This is a genomic window from Savagea serpentis, assembly GCF_015351395.1.
GTDB classification, from domain to species: Bacteria; Bacillota; Bacilli; order Bacillales_A; family Planococcaceae; genus Savagea; species Savagea serpentis.
Genome location: NZ_JADKPV010000001.1, coordinates 1,043,967 through 1,060,058, shown reverse-complemented (window position 1 = coordinate 1,060,058; position 16,092 = coordinate 1,043,967). Strand labels below are relative to the sequence as shown.

Here is a 16,092-nt window from a genome sequence, read left to right as displayed (position 1 = left end):
AATAATCTGCCTTGATCATGTGAGTGACAGGGACGGAAGAATGAACGTGTATACGCAATCCTTCTGTCTTTTTTTGAAAAAGTAGAAGGTTTTTTTATATCGTTCGACTCTTCCACAATGTGAAGGAGAGGGTAAAAATGAAAGGGCTTACAAATTTTCGTAAAATGAAAGACAATGGAGAGAAAATTGTCATGTTGACGGCGTATGATTATCCGACAGCGCAATTTGCAGAGCGCGCAGATGTCGATTTACTGCTCGTTGGAGACTCAGTTGGTATGGTCGCACTCGGGTATGAATCGACAGCATCGGTTACAGTAGATGAGATGATTCACCATGCGAAAGCGGTGCGTCGCGGCGCACGTGATACATTTGTCGTCGTCGACATGCCATTCGGCTCGTACCACATTTCTCAAGAAGAGACGATGAAAACCGCAATTCGGATGTATCAAGAAACAAATGCCGATGCGTTAAAAGTTGAGGGAGCTGGAGAAGTGATTGACTCGATTGAACGTCTTACGACAGCAGGAATTCCAATCGTCGCGCATCTCGGATTATTGCCTCAATCGGCAGCGGTACAAGGCGGATATCGCGTCCAAGGGAAGACAGCGAGTCAAGCGCGTCAACTCATTGAAGATGCTCAAGCAGTCGAACGTGCAGGTGCTTGTATGCTCGTTTTAGAGCTCATTCCACATCAATTGGCGAAAGAAGTGAGTGAAGCGGTATCGATTCCCGTCATTGGTATTGGAGCTGGAAAAGATACAGATGGTCAAGTGCTCGTCATTCATGACATCGTTCAATTCGGGCTTCATCGTTTACCGAAATTTGTGAAAGTGTATGGAGATATCGGCACACAAGTCGAAAAAGCGATGAAGCAATATGTTGCCGACGTGCGTCAACAAACATTTCCATCAGAAGCGCATCATTTTACAATGGAAGAGGACGAACTGCAACAATTGTACGGAGGTGTTTTATCATGACGATTGTCATTCATACGATTCAAGGCGTCCGACGCGTCATGAATCAAATGCGAACAGCGGGGAAGACAATCGGCTATGTTCCAACGATGGGATACTTGCACGAAGGGCATTTAGCGCTCGTCGAACAAGCAAAACGAGAAGCGGATATTGTCATAATGAGTATTTTTGTCAATCCAGCACAGTTTGGACCGAATGAAGACTTCGATGAGTATCCGAGAGATTTAGACCGAGATGCCGCATTGGCGAAAGAGCATAAGGTCGATTATATTTTTGCACCGACTGTGGAAGAAATGTATCCGACAGAACAGACGATTCACATTATTCCAGGAGCGATTGCGAAAAAAATGTGCGGGGCATCTCGTCCAACTCATTTCGACGGTGTACTCAAAGTTATTTTAAAATTGTTTAATATCGTGCAACCTGATTATGCGTATTTTGGATTGAAAGATGCGCAACAAGTCGCGATTATCGAAACATTCGTGCACGACTTCAATATCGATGTAGCGATTCGTCGAGTGTCGATCGTACGCGAAGAAGATGGTCTTGCGAAAAGTTCACGCAATGTCAATTTAACAGAAGAAGAGCGTCAAAAAGCGCCGAAAATTTATGAAATATTGCGAGAAGGTCGTGCACGTTTAGCGCGCGGTACACGTTTAGAAGAAGTGCAAGCGTATATCGAAGAAGCGCTCGTAAAAGAGACGGGTGGAGTCGTCGATTACGTCAGCATTTTACATTATCCAAGCTTAACAGAGCCGAGACTAGGTGAAGAGATGATTATCGCATGTGCGGTTCAATTTTCAAAAACACGCTTAATTGACAATGTCATCGTAGGGGAGGATATGTAATGTACCGCAATATGCTGAATAGTAAAATTCACCGCGCGACGGTGACAGAAGCGAACTTAAACTATGTCGGGAGTATTACGATTGACCGAGACTTATTAGATGCTGCGAACATGTTACCAAATGAACGGGTTCAAATTGTGAATAATAACAATGGAGAGCGTTTTGAAACGTACATTATCGAAGGGGAGCGTGGTAGTGGAGTCATCTGTGTGAACGGTGCAGCGGCACGTCTCGTACAACCAGGAGATGTCGTCATCATTATGAGCTATATGATGATGGAAGATGAAGTAGCTCGTAACTACGAGCCCGTCGTCTGTCTCGTCGATGAGAACAATTGTATCATCCAAAAAATTGAAGAACGCGCTCATGCGACAGTAGAAGACTATTAATAGTAAAGTAGACAGTATACGTGCTGTCTACTTTTTTGTTGAAATTGAGGAGTGAAGTAATAATTTTCCCGTAACAATGAAAATATGATACAATTTGCATGGAGTTCGACTGTTTGAAAAGAGTCGAAATGAAGAGGTGAGCTCATTATGAGTTCACTGATCCGGAGTTAGTGACTGAAAAGGACGTTGATTATTATGACGAAGCCAATTTACGCCGTAGTAGACTTGGAGACGACCGGGCACTCGGCGAAGCGTGGCGATCGAATTATACAAATCGCGATTGTGCGTGTACAAGATGGAGAAATACTCGATACGTACAATCAATTTGTCAATCCTGAGCAGCCGATCCCAGCGTTCATTGCGCAATTGACAAATATTCAAAATGAGCTTGTAGCGGCGTACGAGACGTTTGAGCATTATGCGAAAGATGTCTATGAGCGATTACGAGGAACAGTATTCGTTGCTCACAATGCGTCCTTTGACCTTTCATTTCTACAACAAGAGTTTGAACGATGTGGTTTGGAACGTTGGCGTGGTGAAGTGTTAGACACTGTGGAGTTAGCGAAAATTATGTACCCACGCGCCTCTAGCTATCGTTTATTGGAATTGGCAGATGAGCTTGGCATCCCGTTAGGTAATGCGCATCGAGCGGATGACGATGCGACCGCAACCGCTCAATTATTAGTGAAAATTCTCAAAAAAATGCATACATTGCCAAAACAAACATTGCAATATTTACATAAACATTCTTTTATTTTGAAATCGAATGTTTCAACTTTATTGTATGAATGTTTAAAAGAACAGCGCGAAAGTCATTCGATTACATTGTATAAAGGGCTCGCTTTAAAAGAGCCTCATCACCCTATAAGAATGACAGAGACAAAGCATTTTCCGTTAGAAATGGACGAGCAATACGCTCTCTTACAAGAAATTAATCCTTCCTATGAGCGACGTCCTGTTCAGTTAAATTATATGACGTCTGTTTACGATGCTTTAAAACAAAAGCAAGAAGTTGCGTTGGAAATTCCGAACGGTGTTGGGAAGACATTGGGATATTTGATCCCGAGTGTTTTGTATGCGGAAGAAATGAAACGTCCCGTCGTCATTAGCACGTATACGAATGAACTCGTAGATGCGCTCGTGGAAAAAGAAATAAAAAAATTAGACCGATTGTTTAAAGTACCTATCCGTGTGGCCGTTTTAAAAGGCCGTGAACAGTACATTTCTTTATCTAAATTTTTGCAAGTGCTCACGGTGACGAACCATTCCTACGATGAAACATTGACCATTTTACAACTGATTGTTTGGCTTAGCGAAACGGAAACGGGAGACTTATCTGAAGTGAATGTTTCGGGTGGTGGTCAATTATTGTTAGACCGTATACGTAAACGCACACATGAATTGTCCTCGGAAGAGAAGCCTTTTGATTTTCACCAAAGGGCCGTTGGTAAAGCGCAAGATGCTCAATTAGTCGTGACAAATCATTCATTACTTCTTGCGAATCATTCTTATCCTTTTATTCACGAAGCGTGTGGATTAATTATCGACGAAGCTCATCAAATGTCTAACATTGCGATGCGCAATGTGGAGACGGTATTTCGTTATACGCGTTGGAAATATGTCATCGGCCAGTTAATAGGTGAAGGAGAATATGATTTACTGACACGATTAACGACTTTATTTGAACGTAAACAGCAACCGTACAAGTCGAAAAAACGTCAACTTATACGAGCTTATGACCAATTAGTCGATCAATTTGATTTATTCATTCGCCAACTGGTGCAGCAGTTGAAGCCAAATAGGACGAGTACTACGAAACATACTGTGCATCTAGATGCAACAGTGATCCATCAATTGTCGCTTCAATCTTTACATCAAGCGATGTTCCTATTTTTACGTTCAGCTCAACAGTTTATTGAGCCTCTCGAACATTTATATTTAGTGGAGAAAGAACGGGCATTCGTTCAAGAGTGGCAAGATTGGGTGACGCAATACGAGCAGAAGATGGATGATTGGATTGAACTCTTTACAGTCGTTCCTCAATCGACGGAAGAAACATTTATTGAATATGATGAACGGAGCGTGCCAGGAAGTGTAGTGTTCGTAAAAAAACCGATTACGAGTGCTCCACTTCTACGTTCATTCGTTCATTCCTTAAAAGAAGAGTCTTTCGGAATAGTTTGGACGTCAGGAACATTGCGTGTCCCTTCGTATGAATCATTCATTCCGAAACAGCTCGGCTTACCAGAAGATGTCCCAATTGAAACATTCCCAGCACCTTCTTCTTTTTACGATCACGCCTCTATTTGGCTTGTGGAAGATATGCCACAAATCGATGAAGTGAAAGAAGATGAATATATCGAACTCGTTGCGGATTCTATTGTACAAACAACTTATGCGACAGCGGGAAATGTATTCGTCCTGTTTACGAGTCAACAAATGTTGCAAAAGACGGTTCACCTTATCCAAGATAGTGAATTGTTAGAAGAACACCCGATTTTTGCGCAAGGCGTCACATCAGGAAGTGCTGCAAAATTATTAAAGCTATTTCATCAAACAGAAGGTTCTTTATTATTCGGTACGAATCAATTTTGGGAAGGGTTGGACGTTCGCGATGAATCTGTACGAGCGGTTATCGTCGTTCGTTTGCCATTTTCATCACCGAAAGATCCGCTGTATCGTTTACGTAGTGAACAGTTAGCGAGTGAGAATGGCGGACATCCTTTTTACGATTACGGCTTGCCAGAAGCGCTCGTGCGATTCAGACAAGGCTTCACACGTCTAATGCGTCGGACAGAAGGGCGCACAAGTTTTATCTTATTGGACAAACGCCTGGAGACGAAACAATATGGTCATTATTTTATTGATAGTTTGCCTCAACTTCCCATTCGAAAAGTGAATGTAGATTCGATTGTAGGTCAATTATCCAATTGGTATGGAGGTGCAAATGACCGATGGAAAAAGTAAAAAACTCGACGTGGCAGTGGGTGCGATTCATCATCGTGTTTTTCACGATTCTGGTGATTTCATTGACTGCACTCATTTTATTTCAAGCGACACGCCCTTTCGCTGATGCGGATAAAAAGGCGGAGACGGTCGCTTTAAAAGAAGAGTATTTGTCATCTGTCGAACGTATGGAAACGTATAATGGGAATGATATTCAGTATGTGCTTTACGGTAAGAAAAAAGACGAAAAAAGTGCTGTCATTTTAGACGAATCCCTTGTAAAATTAAAAACAATTCAAATGTCAAAAGGCATTTCAAGACAACAAGCGATCGATACCGTTCAAAAAGAATTCCCTGTGAAGAAAGTCATCCATGCGAAACTCGGTTATGAAGAGGACCATGTCTTTTGGGAGGTTGTTTTTAAAGGCGAAAATGATACGCTGAACTATGTCTATTTATTGTTTGAAGACGGCAAATGGTGGAAAAGAATATTAAATTTATAATTTTGAAGGAGTGTACGATAGGTCATGAGTAGAACATTGTCAAAACGAATTGAAACGTTATCCCCCTCGACAACTTTGGCCATTACAGCGAAAGCGAAAGCGATGAAAGCAGAAGGCATCGATGTCATCGGACTCGGAGCGGGAGAGCCGGATTACAATACACCGGAAGCGATTATCCAAGCGGCTTATCGCTCGATGCAAGAAGGTAAAACGAAATATACGCCAGCAGGTGGTTTGCCTGAATTGAAAGATGCGATTATCGCGAAGCTGAAACGTGATCAAAAGCTGACGTACACACGTTCAGAAATTATGGTAGGTGTCGGAGCGAAGCATGCGCTCTACACATTGTTCCAAGTGTTATTAAACGAAGGCGATGAAGTGATTATTCCTGCGCCGTTTTGGGTCAGCTATACAGAACAGATTAAACTTGCAGAGGGAACGCCAGTCATCATCCAAACGACAGCGGATGCGGAGTTTAAGGTGACGGTCGAGCAATTAGAAGAAGCGGTGACAGAACGCACGAAAGCGCTCATCATCAATTCACCAAGCAACCCGACAGGTATGATTTATTCAAAAGAAGAACTCGTTGAAATTGCTGAATTTGCAAAACGCCATGACCTTTGGATCATATCAGATGAAATTTATGAAAAATTAATTTATGCAGGCAATGAACATGTCTCTATTGCAGAGTTGAGCGACGATGCAAAAGAACGCACGTTAATTATTAACGGAGTATCGAAGTCACACTCAATGACAGGCTGGCGTATCGGCTTTGTCGCAGGGGATGCTTCAGTGATTGGTCCGATGACAGATTTAGCGAGCCATTCAACATCTAATCCGACGACGACTTCGCAATATGCAGCGATTGCAGCATATAATGGTTCTCAAGACATTGTTGAAGAGATGCGTCAAGATTTTGAGTCGCGATTGAATCGCGTATATCCACAAGCGAACGCGATTCGTGGCTTCCACATCGTCAAGCCGAAGGGTGCTTTTTATTTGCTTGCTGATGTGTCAGAAGCGATGAAACATACTGGTTTTACATCTGTCGATCATTTCAGTGCAGCTTTATTAGAAGAAGCGAAAGTAGCTGTCATTCCAGGGTCCGCATTCGGTTCGACGACGACGATTCGTCTTTCCTATGCGACAAATGTGGAAGCAATTGAAGAAGCGATTCGTCGCATTTCACACTATGTAGAACAAAACTGGAATGAAGCAGTATAAAAATTGGTCAATGATCGAACGTCTTCTTGCTTGAAGCAAAGACAGACGTTCGTTTTTTAGCTTGTACGGAAGGAGAATGCAAGATGAAACAAGAAGCATTACGATTATGGATTGAACAAGGGAATGTCGTCATTTCTCAACTGTTTTTTAAACATTATGCGAAATTGCACATTACAGATCAAGAGGCTATGTTACTCCTCCACATTCAATCGTTTCAAGAAGAAGGCATTACTTTTCCAACACATTTTGAACTAGCGGAGCGACTCGGTGTGACGATGCAAGACGTCAGTTCACTCGTACAATCTTTAATGAAACGCAATTTAGTATCGATCGATTCGCAAACCGATGCAAAAGGTGTGTTTCATGAAATGTATTCATTGCTTCCTTTATGGGAAAAAATTATGTATATGACGGAATATGAAGTGAGTGAGGAAGGCGAACAGACGATAGCAGAACGCGAAGGAATGCTATATCAAATGTTTGAACAAGAATTTGGACGTCTCCTCTCTCCGTTAGAAAGTGAAATGATTGGTGCTTGGCTAGATGAAGATGAACATTCAGTTGAAGTGATTGAAGCGGCTTTACGTGAAGCGGTATTGGCACAGAAATTAAGTTTGAAATACATCAATGCCATTTTAAATGAATGGAAGAGAAAAAATGTAAAGTCACTAAAGGACGTTGAGAAAGCAGCATATTCCTATACCTCTCCAACTCCTCAAACGAAACTAACCCCATCAAACAATGTTCCGTTGTATAATTGGTTAGAAGATTAAGAGGAGGAGAAGGTGTGTTACGTAAAACAGAATGGCAACATTGCTTACAAGTATTCGAAGAGATGTTTCCGGACGCTCATTGTGAGCTCGTGCATCAAAACCCATTTGAATTATTAATTGCAACTTTATTGTCGGCACAAGCGACAGATGTTCATGTGAATAAAGTGACGGCAGAATTGTTTCAAAAATATCGTACTCCGGAAGATTACATCCGTGTATCATTGGAAGAATTAGAAAATGATATTCGCTCGATTGGTCTATATCGCAATAAAGCGAAAAACATTCGTGCGCTGTGTGAAATGCTCATTACAGAATATAACGGAATTTTGCCAGAAGATCGGGATGAGTTAACGAAGTTTCCTGGTGTCGGCCGAAAAACGGCGAATGTCGTCGTTTCCAATGCCTTTGGAGTGCCAGCGCTCGCAGTCGATACACATGTTGAACGTGTTTCGAAGCGTCTTGGAATGTGTCGGTGGAAAGATAATGTTATGCAAGTAGAGGATAAGTTAATGCGTTGGACGCCCCGTGAAGAATGGACAAATACACATCATCGCATGATTTTCTTCGGACGTTACCATTGCAAAGCGCAAAATCCAAACTGTCCAGAATGTCCACTTCTTGATTTATGTCGAGAAGGGAAGAAAAGGATGCGAGTGAAATGAGTGAATTGGAGACGATTGTTTTAGCTCATCTTCAACAGTGGGAAGATGTGAAGGAAGAAATACGTGTGAAATATGCTAATCGAGATGCTTCTGTCCACGCTTTATTACAAGCACAAATTGAAAATTATGAAACGCTCGTCACATTAGGTGGAACATTTTGGAACGAAGCACGTGAAGAAGAATGGTATGTATTCGGTCCATTAAATGAAGCAGAACGTATTGAATTCGTAAAATCCAAGTATAAAAGTCATTATGCTTACGTGCAATTAAATGCTCTATTCGAGGAATTGAGAAAAAAAGCGGCGATGCATTTTGCCAAACAAGCACGTTTACAAAGAAAGTTAGAAAAAGAACAAAAAGGTTAGCATCGAGTGATGCTAACCTTTTTATTATGCGTCACCTGGAGGGGTTTCAGGCGTTTGTTCCACAGGAGGTTGTGGTTTGTCAGGTGGTGTTGGTTCTGGTTTTGGTTTTGGTTGTTCTGGGGGTATTACTGGTTTATTCCCTTGATTATCATTTGGGTTAGTTGGTTTATCATTCGGTGTTGACGGATTGTTATTTTGTCCTTGATTATTGTTATCTGGAATTTCAGGTTGATTTGGTTCTACTGGCTCTTCTTCTTCACCAGGTACATCAGGCGCTTCTGGTTCTTCAACGGAAGGCTCTTCAATGATTTCCCCTTCGAGTATGAGAGAAGTTGTCGCTGGGCTACTCGTTTCATCTCCTCGTTTTGCGACGACAGAGAAATGATATTCATGACCGAGTGAAACATTCGGTAATACTGCTTGTCGTTCTGTAGTGGTAGTAATTAAAACGGGACTTCCTGAATCTATCGTGTAGGATACTTCAAAAGTAACTTCTTCGTCATTCGTGTCATCTTCATGAAGAGCAAAATCCCAGTTCAATATAATATCATAGGAATCATCTTCTAATGAAGCTGTCAAATTGCTCGGACTAGCGAGACTCACTTCTTCAGTTTCGTCTTCCACAACAGGTACGGAGCCGTTTACGAATAATTCACGTGAACGAAGATTCGCAGGTGTCGCTGCTGATGCGAGAACGATAGGATTCGAACCATAGACGATATCTGCTTCAGTGACAGTAGATGGTTTTTTCATTCTCGGTGTGTTATGTGAAATAGAGCTCATGACATTCCGGAATAAATTTTGTGGTACTTGGCGACCACGATCATACGTTTTAATTGGGTCGGTATAGTTTTTATACCCTCCCCAAATGGCGATTGTATAATCAGCTGAATAGCCGGCAAACCACGTATCTGGAACGTAATGGCTTTCCATATTATGCTTTTTCAAAATTTCAGCAGGATAGTTTGTCGTTCCTGTTTTACCAGCGACATCGACTCCTGAAATATTTGCTAATGTTCCTGTACCACGTGTTAAAACATCACGCAGTACATCCGTAATCATATAAGCAGTGGAGCTTTGCATCACTTGTTCATGATTTGGTGTTAATACACGTTCTGTTCCATCGCGGAATACGATGCGCTTCACTGCGTGAGGTTCTGTGTAAATGCCATCATTTCCGAATGCAGCATAAGCTCCTGCAATTTGTTTTGTAGAGAAATTATATTCTCCACCACCTAATGCATTTGCGGCGTGAACGTCTTCAAAAGGTAAACCGAGCTTACGTGCGAAGTTTGCAGCATCGGTAGCTCCAACTTCTTCGAATACTTTGACAGCAGGTACGTTACGTGATTTTGCTAAAGCGTCACGCAAAGTCAATGTGCCGAGATGCTTGCCGTCTACGTTGCGTACTTCTTTGTCTGTTCCTTTATAAAAGTATCGTTCATCTTTCAATGCTTGTCCCGTAGACCAACCAAATTTTTCAATGGCAGGGCCGTAAGATAAAATAGGTTTAATGACCGATCCGGGCTGCCCATTTTCCTTTGTTGCAAAGTTGAAGTTACGTCCTGAATAGTTGCGTCCGCCACCGACAGCGACAATCGCTCCTGTTTTCGTATCGAGGACGGTCATTCCTGCTTCCATTTCATCTGATTCGTACAATTGATCTTGATTAATCGCATTTTCGACTGTTTTTTGGACTTCTGGCTGTAGCGCTGTGTGAATCGTTACGCCTTCTGCTAAAACATCCATTAATCCTTGTTCTTCTAGTTCATGTAAGACCGTATCGATATATGCTGCGTATTGGCCTCCTGCTGTCGTTGTATCTCGCTGAGCAAGTGTTGACTCAACAGGGATTGCTTGTGCCGCTTCCATCTGTTCTTTCGTAATTTTTCCGTGTTTTTCCATGAGGAGTAAAACGATATTGCGTCGTTTTTCCGCTCGCTCAGGGTGTTGGAATGGGTTGTAAGCGTTCGGTGATTGTGGCAATCCTGCGAGTAATGCCGCTTCGTGTAATTCGAGTTCGTTTAATGGTTTGTCAAAGTAGAATTCAGCACCTGTCCCGAAGCCATAAATTGAGCCGCCCATTAAAATTTTATTGAAATACATTTCAAAAATTTTCTCTTTTGAGTATTTTTGTTCTAACTTGTGCGCAAGCCAAGCTTCTTGAGCTTTACGCTTTAACGTTTTATCCTTCCAAGAGAAAGAGTTTTTTATCACTTGTTGGGTTAATGTCGAAGCTCCTTGAGAACCGAAGCCGTCACGGAAGTTCGCAATGACTGCGCCGCCGAGACGATAGAAGTCGATTCCACCGTGTTCAAAAAATCGCACATCTTCTGTTGCAAGAATGGCATTTTCCATCACTTCAGGAATGTCTTTATATTCGACATATTCTCGTTTTTCGGCGCCAAATTTCATAATTAAATTGCCGTTAGCGTCAACAAAATCACTCGTTAATGGATCTTTTAATAATTTTTCATCTAGTTCAGGAGCAGTGGAAGCATAATAAGCAAATAAAGCACCGCCACTTAATAACCCTACAATTCCTAAGATGAAAATAAGGCTAATTACTTTTTTGAGAAGAGATCCTTTTTTCCCTTTTTGTTTGCGCTTTTGTCGTTTTAATTGACGTTGACGTTCAGCGCGGGAAGTCGGTTGATTGCTCATCGGATCGTCCCTACCTTTCTTTTTGTTTCATGTATTGTTCGATAATGGGCAAGTAGTGCAATTCTGGATATGCACTTGCTTGCAGTTCATAGCTGTTGTTTTCAACTTCTGAAAGTGTAATCGACTTTCGTCCACCTTGCAACATTCGCGTCCAAAACGGCTCGAAATCTTCGTAAAAAAACAAAAAATAACGGGATAGTGTCGCAAATTTTAAGATGAAAAAGACGACACCATTTTGACGTGCGACTCTACCCATATGTTCCACTTGGTGCGGGTGAATATTCGCTAAAGGGAAAGAAGTTTTGTTTTTCGTTTCCTTCGCTTCAAAATCGATATGATGACCATTCCAAATGCCGTTGAAATCTGTTGTGGAAGGCGTTTTAAAATACGCTTCCGTAATTCGCGCAGCACTTCGGGCAGGATAGTGCACATTGACGATTTGAATGGGAACAGGTTTTTTGTGAATGATGGCGAGCTCTTTTTCTAAATAGTATTGATTTGCTTCTTCAATTTGTTGTTCTAATGTCTGTCCACGATTTGCAAATGACGGTTCAGCGATGCGGGTTTTCGCTCGTTGTTGTTTTTGATAAATGCGTCCATTCGGATAACGAATGACCATAAGATCACCTCACTTGTATCATAACGCAAAAAGGCGAACGTTTGAACTGTTAACATTCAGCACATATAAGACGAATTGGGTTGCAATTTGTTGCTACGTTGGAAATGGAGAAAGTATGAAGAGTTTGCTAAAATGAATTGATGAGCATCATTTATAGAAGGGAAGCGAATGCGATGCACACGGAAAAGATGTTACAACATATCGAAAATTGTCGAACGCGCTATTTTCAATTGCGAGAAGAAGAGCGCGATCTCGATTTTTATACAGAAGTTCAACCAGCATGTGAGCAATCATTTATTGAAATTGAAACGTGGTTTTCTGAAATGACAAGATGGGTGAAATTGAATTCCCCTCGCCACATTCATTTACCTCAGCTTCAACATACGAAAGAAGCACTCGAACAAATAACGGTTCAGTCCTATCATCGCAAGACGAGCCGCGCGATGTTTTTAAAATCGCTTCAATCGATTGAATATACATTGAAAACAATATTAGAGGAAATGATGAATGTATGAGTAAGATTGAACAATTTATTGAAGCGTTGCGTCGTGACGAAGAATATGGGCCGAATATTCAACATTTGGAAGTGACGGAAGCGACAGAGGCAAAGTATGCTTCTTTTCCACAATCATTGCATGAAGATTTACAAAAAGCATTACGTTCTAAAGGGATCGAACAACTCTATACCCATCAAGCAGAAGCGTTTAACTATGCACGAAAAAAACAATCATTTGTTGCGGTAACCCCGACAGCGAGTGGAAAGTCGCTCTGTTATCACTTACCAGTATTACAAGAAATATTGGAAAATCCCGCATCGCGTGCACTTTATTTATTTCCAACAAAAGCGCTCGCACAAGATCAACTCGCCGATTTGCACGACTTAATTGAACGGACGGAACAGTCTATTTTATCTTATACATTTGATGGGGATACGCCACCTGGCCTTCGGACGAAAGTGAGAAAGTCTGGACATATCGTGTTGACGAATCCTGATATGTTGCATTCTGGACTTTTACCCCATCATACGAAGTGGGTCAGCTTATTCGAAAATTTAAAGTATATCGTCATCGATGAATTGCATACGTATAAAGGGGTATTCGGCAGCCATGTCGCTCACGTATTGCGTCGTTTAATGCGCATCGCACGTTATTACGGAGCGAATCCTGTCGTCATTTGTACGTCAGCTACAATTGCGAATCCGTTGGAACTCGCGGAAAGTTTGACGAATGAGTCGATGCAATTGATCGACCGAAGTGGAGCTCCTACCGGACGGAAGTTTTTCTTGTTTTATAATCCGCCTGTCGTTCACCCGACATTCGGCATACGAAAGAGTGCCATTTTAGAAGTTCGTGAACTGGCGAAGCGTTTATACGAGGATCACATTCAAACGATTATTTTCGCAAGAAGTCGCGTGCGCGTCGAAATGATTACGACGTATTTAAAACAGTTGACGGCCCAAAAGTTGTTCGATTCGTCCATTATGGGGTATCGGGGAGGGTATTTGCCTTCGGAACGAAGAAATATTGAAAAAGGATTGCGTAACGGAGAGATTCGGACAGTCGTCAGTACGAACGCACTCGAACTCGGCATTGATATCGGACAGCTCGACGCTTGTATTATGACGGGATATCCGGGAAATATTGCGAGCGCTCTCCAACAAGCAGGGCGAGCAGGGCGCCGAGGGGAGGATGCGCTCATCATTCTCGTCGCTCAATCAACGCCACTCGACCAATACGTCATCCAACATCCGAACTATTTATTAGCGCGTCGCCCAGAAGAAGTGAGAATTCATCCCGATAATATTTTAATTTTGATGGACCATTTAAAATGCGCTTCTTTTGAGTTACCGTTCACCTTTGATGAAATGTACGGAGAATTTGATGTGCAATATTTACTAGAAATGTTAGCGGAAGAAGGTGTGCTCATTCGAACAGGTCTCAAATGGCATTGGATGACGGATCAATTTCCAGCGCGTGATATTAGTTTACGTTCCGCTTCGCAAGAAAATGTCGTCATCATTGACCAATCCGTTCCAACGAAAACACGTGTCATCGGAGAAATGGATCGCTTCAGCGCGATGACATTGCTCCATGAAGAAGCGATTTATTTACATCAAGGAACACAATTTCAAGTAGAAGAGCTCGACTGGGAAGAGAAAAAAGCATATGTGAAAGAAGTCGATGTCGATTACTTCACCGATGCGAATTTAGCGGTGGAACTTAATCGTTTAGAAGAAGATGAGGAAATGACATATTCACACGGCACCGCATATTTTGGTGATGTGGCGGTCGTGGCGATTCCTACGATTTTTAAAAAAATTGCTTTCAATGATCAACGAGATAATATTGGTTCAGGACCTATCAACTTACCCGAAGAAAGTTTACACACCGCAAGCACTTGGTATAGCTTCGATACGCCTGAAAACTGGACGCATGATCAGCTGTCAGATGTGCTCATTAATGTGAGTCATGCGCTTCAAAATTTAATTCCATTACTCGTCAGCTGCGACCGAAGCGATATTCATGTCGTGCCGAAAGTGAAAGCGAGCGAAACGGAAACGCCGACGATTTTCGTGTACGACAGCTATCCGGGAGGAATCGGATTAAGTGAAGCCGTCTTTAAAAAATGGCCAGAGCTATTTGACATGACGGCCGATCACATCGAAAACTGCCCTTGTGAAATAGGATGCCCAAGCTGTATCGGAGCACAAGACCAAGCGCATTCGACATATAAAGCAAAATCGGTAGCATTGTTGCGAAGTTTAGTATGAGAGAGCCGCTTTCCGAGCGGTTCTTTTTTGTAGTTTTTTGGAAAAGAGGTATACTGAAGAAAAAGGAGGGTGCGTGGATGAGTTATGAAAGTCGATTATTGGAAATGCGTCGAAAATTAGTGAAAAAGAAAAAAGTACAGTTGGTTGAAAAGTCAAAACCTGTTGCAATTCCAGCGCCTCCTTATGAGCAAAATTGGTTGCGCGCCGGACTTCAAAAAATTGAAAATGAATATGGCATCGTCTACTTAAAACAAAAGCGTTACGATCTTGATGCGAGGCATGGCAATCGAACATTTCGTTCCCTTTTTCAAGCATTGGAACAATGGGCATATGTGGAGGATAATCATCCTTTAAAGTCGGACGTCAAGGAACGGCTTGTCTTTTTTGATACGGAGACGACAGGTCTTTCAGGTGCGGGTGCGTACATATTTCTCCTCGGCTTTCTAGAGAGGGAAGAAGATGATCTCGTATTGAGCCAATATGTTCTACCGAGTCCAGATCATGAAGCCGCCTTTTTGTACGCTTCAAGTTTTTACGAACGAGATTTAACGCTCGTTACGTATAACGGGAAAAGCTTCGACGTTCCGATGGTCGAAAGTCGGTGGACATTACATCGCAAGCAACTTCCACGGCTTCAAAAGCATAAACACATTGATTTATTACATGCGGCACGTCGTATTTGGAAAGACGAACAAGCTTCCTTTTCCCTCGTTCGGATGGAAGAAACGATTCTCGACTTTTTCAGAGAAGGTGACATCCCTGGACATTTAGCGCCGATCATTTACGAAGATGCTGTGAAAAGTGGAAATCCTCAAGCTTTGATGGATATTTTGCGTCACAATGAATGGGATTTGCTATCGCTTGTAACATTTTACGGGGAAGCGGTGGATACGGTGTTACGACAAAAGAAAACCACGAGCACCGTGGAAGTGAATGTTGCGAAATGGTTGAATGATTTAAAATTATTTGGTCAAAGTCGTCAACAATTCGAACAGATTGTCGATACTTATGGAGCGGAGACACCGACTGCTCATTATTATTTGGGAAGATTATTAAAAAAAGAAGGACGCCCATTAGAAGCGTTCGATTTTTTTGAGCGGTCGATTCATTTGCCAAATCGCATCGGAGTAGAAGCGAGTATTCAATGTGCGATGATAGCAGAACATCAAAAGAGAGAGTATGTTTTAGCTTTACGGTATACGACGAAAGCATATGAACGATTAATGGCGAAAGAGACAGAGATTACGCAACGCTTTCGTGAAAATACCGCCCAACAATTACATGCTCGAAAAGCGCGCATTATAAAGAAACTAGCGCATGAGCAACGCGATAAAAGTAGCGATTAAGAAGCGACA

Annotated in this window: 14 protein-coding genes; 12 read left to right on the top strand and 2 right to left on the bottom strand. The window is 42.0% G+C overall.

Going from position 1 to position 16,092, the window contains the following annotated elements; all coding sequences use genetic code 11:
• The first annotated feature begins 137 nt into the window (after positions 1 to 137).
• The 9 genes from panB (at position 138) to IRY55_RS05465 (ending at position 8,684) form a co-directional block, all read left to right on the top strand.
• Positions 138 to 977, top strand: a complete 840-nt coding sequence (gene panB, locus IRY55_RS05505) for a 3-methyl-2-oxobutanoate hydroxymethyltransferase (RefSeq protein WP_194562234.1) — start codon at positions 138 to 140, stop codon at positions 975 to 977.
• Positions 974 to 1,822 carry a pantoate--beta-alanine ligase gene (panC, locus tag IRY55_RS05500; RefSeq protein WP_194562233.1) on the top strand — a complete coding sequence of 283 codons (849 nt, stop codon included), beginning with the start codon at positions 974 to 976 and terminating at the stop codon, positions 1,820 to 1,822. Before panB ends, panC begins: the two co-directional genes overlap by 4 nt.
• Positions 1,822 to 2,211: an aspartate 1-decarboxylase gene (gene panD, locus IRY55_RS05495; protein WP_194562232.1), complete on the top strand. Its 390-nt coding sequence runs from the start codon at positions 1,822 to 1,824 to the stop codon at positions 2,209 to 2,211. The genes panC and panD overlap by 1 nt, the downstream gene beginning before the upstream one ends.
• Positions 2,212 to 2,406: 195 nt before the next feature.
• A complete protein-coding gene (dinG, locus tag IRY55_RS05490) occupies positions 2,407 to 5,178 on the top strand; it encodes an ATP-dependent DNA helicase DinG (RefSeq protein ID WP_194562231.1) in 2,772 nt (923 codons plus the stop codon).
• The gene (locus IRY55_RS05485) at positions 5,166 to 5,660 is read left to right on the top strand and encodes a cell wall elongation regulator TseB-like domain-containing protein (protein WP_194562230.1); all 495 of its coding nucleotides are present in this window, start codon (positions 5,166 to 5,168) and stop codon (positions 5,658 to 5,660) included. The genes dinG and IRY55_RS05485 overlap by 13 nt, the downstream gene beginning before the upstream one ends.
• Before the next feature lie 24 nt (positions 5,661 to 5,684).
• Positions 5,685 to 6,884 (top strand): pyridoxal phosphate-dependent aminotransferase, encoded by a 1,200-nt coding sequence (locus IRY55_RS05480; RefSeq protein WP_194562229.1) that lies wholly within the window; start codon positions 5,685 to 5,687, stop codon positions 6,882 to 6,884.
• An 83-nt stretch (positions 6,885 to 6,967) separates the two neighbouring features.
• On the top strand, positions 6,968 to 7,657 hold the full coding sequence (locus IRY55_RS05475; protein ID WP_194562228.1) for a DnaD domain-containing protein: 690 nt from the start codon (positions 6,968 to 6,970) through the stop codon (positions 7,655 to 7,657).
• Positions 7,658 to 7,671: 14 nt separating this feature from the next.
• Positions 7,672 to 8,319 (top strand): endonuclease III, encoded by a 648-nt coding sequence (gene nth / locus IRY55_RS05470; RefSeq protein WP_194562227.1) that lies wholly within the window; start codon positions 7,672 to 7,674, stop codon positions 8,317 to 8,319.
• A complete protein-coding gene (locus tag IRY55_RS05465; RefSeq protein WP_194562226.1) occupies positions 8,316 to 8,684 on the top strand; it encodes a YpoC family protein in 369 nt (122 codons plus the stop codon). The genes nth and IRY55_RS05465 overlap by 4 nt, the downstream gene beginning before the upstream one ends.
• Positions 8,685 to 8,708: 24 nt before the next feature.
• Here IRY55_RS05465 and IRY55_RS05460 read toward each other — a convergent pair whose 3' ends face one another.
• Entirely contained in the window at positions 8,709 to 11,348 is a 2,640-nt protein-coding gene (locus IRY55_RS05460) for a penicillin-binding protein 1A (protein WP_194562225.1), read from the bottom strand.
• 10 nt (positions 11,349 to 11,358) lie between these two features.
• Positions 11,359 to 11,961: a Holliday junction resolvase RecU gene (recU, locus tag IRY55_RS05455; RefSeq protein WP_408015134.1), complete on the bottom strand. Its 603-nt coding sequence runs from the start codon at positions 11,959 to 11,961 to the stop codon at positions 11,359 to 11,361.
• A 179-nt stretch (positions 11,962 to 12,140) separates the two neighbouring features.
• Between recU and IRY55_RS05450 the strand changes: the two genes are divergently transcribed.
• The 3 genes from IRY55_RS05450 (at position 12,141) to IRY55_RS05440 (ending at position 16,083) form a co-directional block, all read left to right on the top strand.
• Positions 12,141 to 12,482 (top strand): DUF1798 family protein, encoded by a 342-nt coding sequence (locus IRY55_RS05450; RefSeq protein WP_194562223.1) that lies wholly within the window; start codon positions 12,141 to 12,143, stop codon positions 12,480 to 12,482.
• Complete coding sequence (locus IRY55_RS05445) at positions 12,479 to 14,737, top strand: DEAD/DEAH box helicase (RefSeq protein ID WP_194562222.1); 2,259 nt, start codon at positions 12,479 to 12,481, stop codon at positions 14,735 to 14,737. The genes IRY55_RS05450 and IRY55_RS05445 overlap by 4 nt, the downstream gene beginning before the upstream one ends.
• A gap of 77 nt (positions 14,738 to 14,814) precedes the next feature.
• The gene (locus IRY55_RS05440) at positions 14,815 to 16,083 is read left to right on the top strand and encodes a ribonuclease H-like domain-containing protein (protein WP_194562221.1); all 1,269 of its coding nucleotides are present in this window, start codon (positions 14,815 to 14,817) and stop codon (positions 16,081 to 16,083) included.
• Positions 16,084 to 16,092 lie beyond the last annotated feature (9 nt).

Coding starts and splice junctions, on each gene's coding strand:
- IRY55_RS05485 (WP_194562230.1), top strand. CDS start 5,166: ATGGAAAAAGTAAAAAACTCGACGTGGCAGTGGGTGCGATTCATCATC.
- IRY55_RS05465 (WP_194562226.1), top strand. CDS start 8,316: ATGAGTGAATTGGAGACGATTGTTTTAGCTCATCTTCAACAGTGGGAA.
- IRY55_RS05450 (WP_194562223.1), top strand. CDS start 12,141: ATGCACACGGAAAAGATGTTACAACATATCGAAAATTGTCGAACGCGC.
- IRY55_RS05460 (WP_194562225.1), bottom strand. CDS start 11,348: ATGAGCAATCAACCGACTTCCCGCGCTGAACGTCAACGTCAATTAAAA.
- IRY55_RS05475 (WP_194562228.1), top strand. CDS start 6,968: ATGAAACAAGAAGCATTACGATTATGGATTGAACAAGGGAATGTCGTC.
- IRY55_RS05445 (WP_194562222.1), top strand. CDS start 12,479: ATGAGTAAGATTGAACAATTTATTGAAGCGTTGCGTCGTGACGAAGAA.
- panD (WP_194562232.1), top strand. CDS start 1,822: ATGTACCGCAATATGCTGAATAGTAAAATTCACCGCGCGACGGTGACA.
- IRY55_RS05480 (WP_194562229.1), top strand. CDS start 5,685: ATGAGTAGAACATTGTCAAAACGAATTGAAACGTTATCCCCCTCGACA.
- IRY55_RS05440 (WP_194562221.1), top strand. CDS start 14,815: ATGAGTTATGAAAGTCGATTATTGGAAATGCGTCGAAAATTAGTGAAA.
- panB (WP_194562234.1), top strand. CDS start 138: ATGAAAGGGCTTACAAATTTTCGTAAAATGAAAGACAATGGAGAGAAA.
- dinG (WP_194562231.1), top strand. CDS start 2,407: ATGACGAAGCCAATTTACGCCGTAGTAGACTTGGAGACGACCGGGCAC.
- panC (WP_194562233.1), top strand. CDS start 974: ATGACGATTGTCATTCATACGATTCAAGGCGTCCGACGCGTCATGAAT.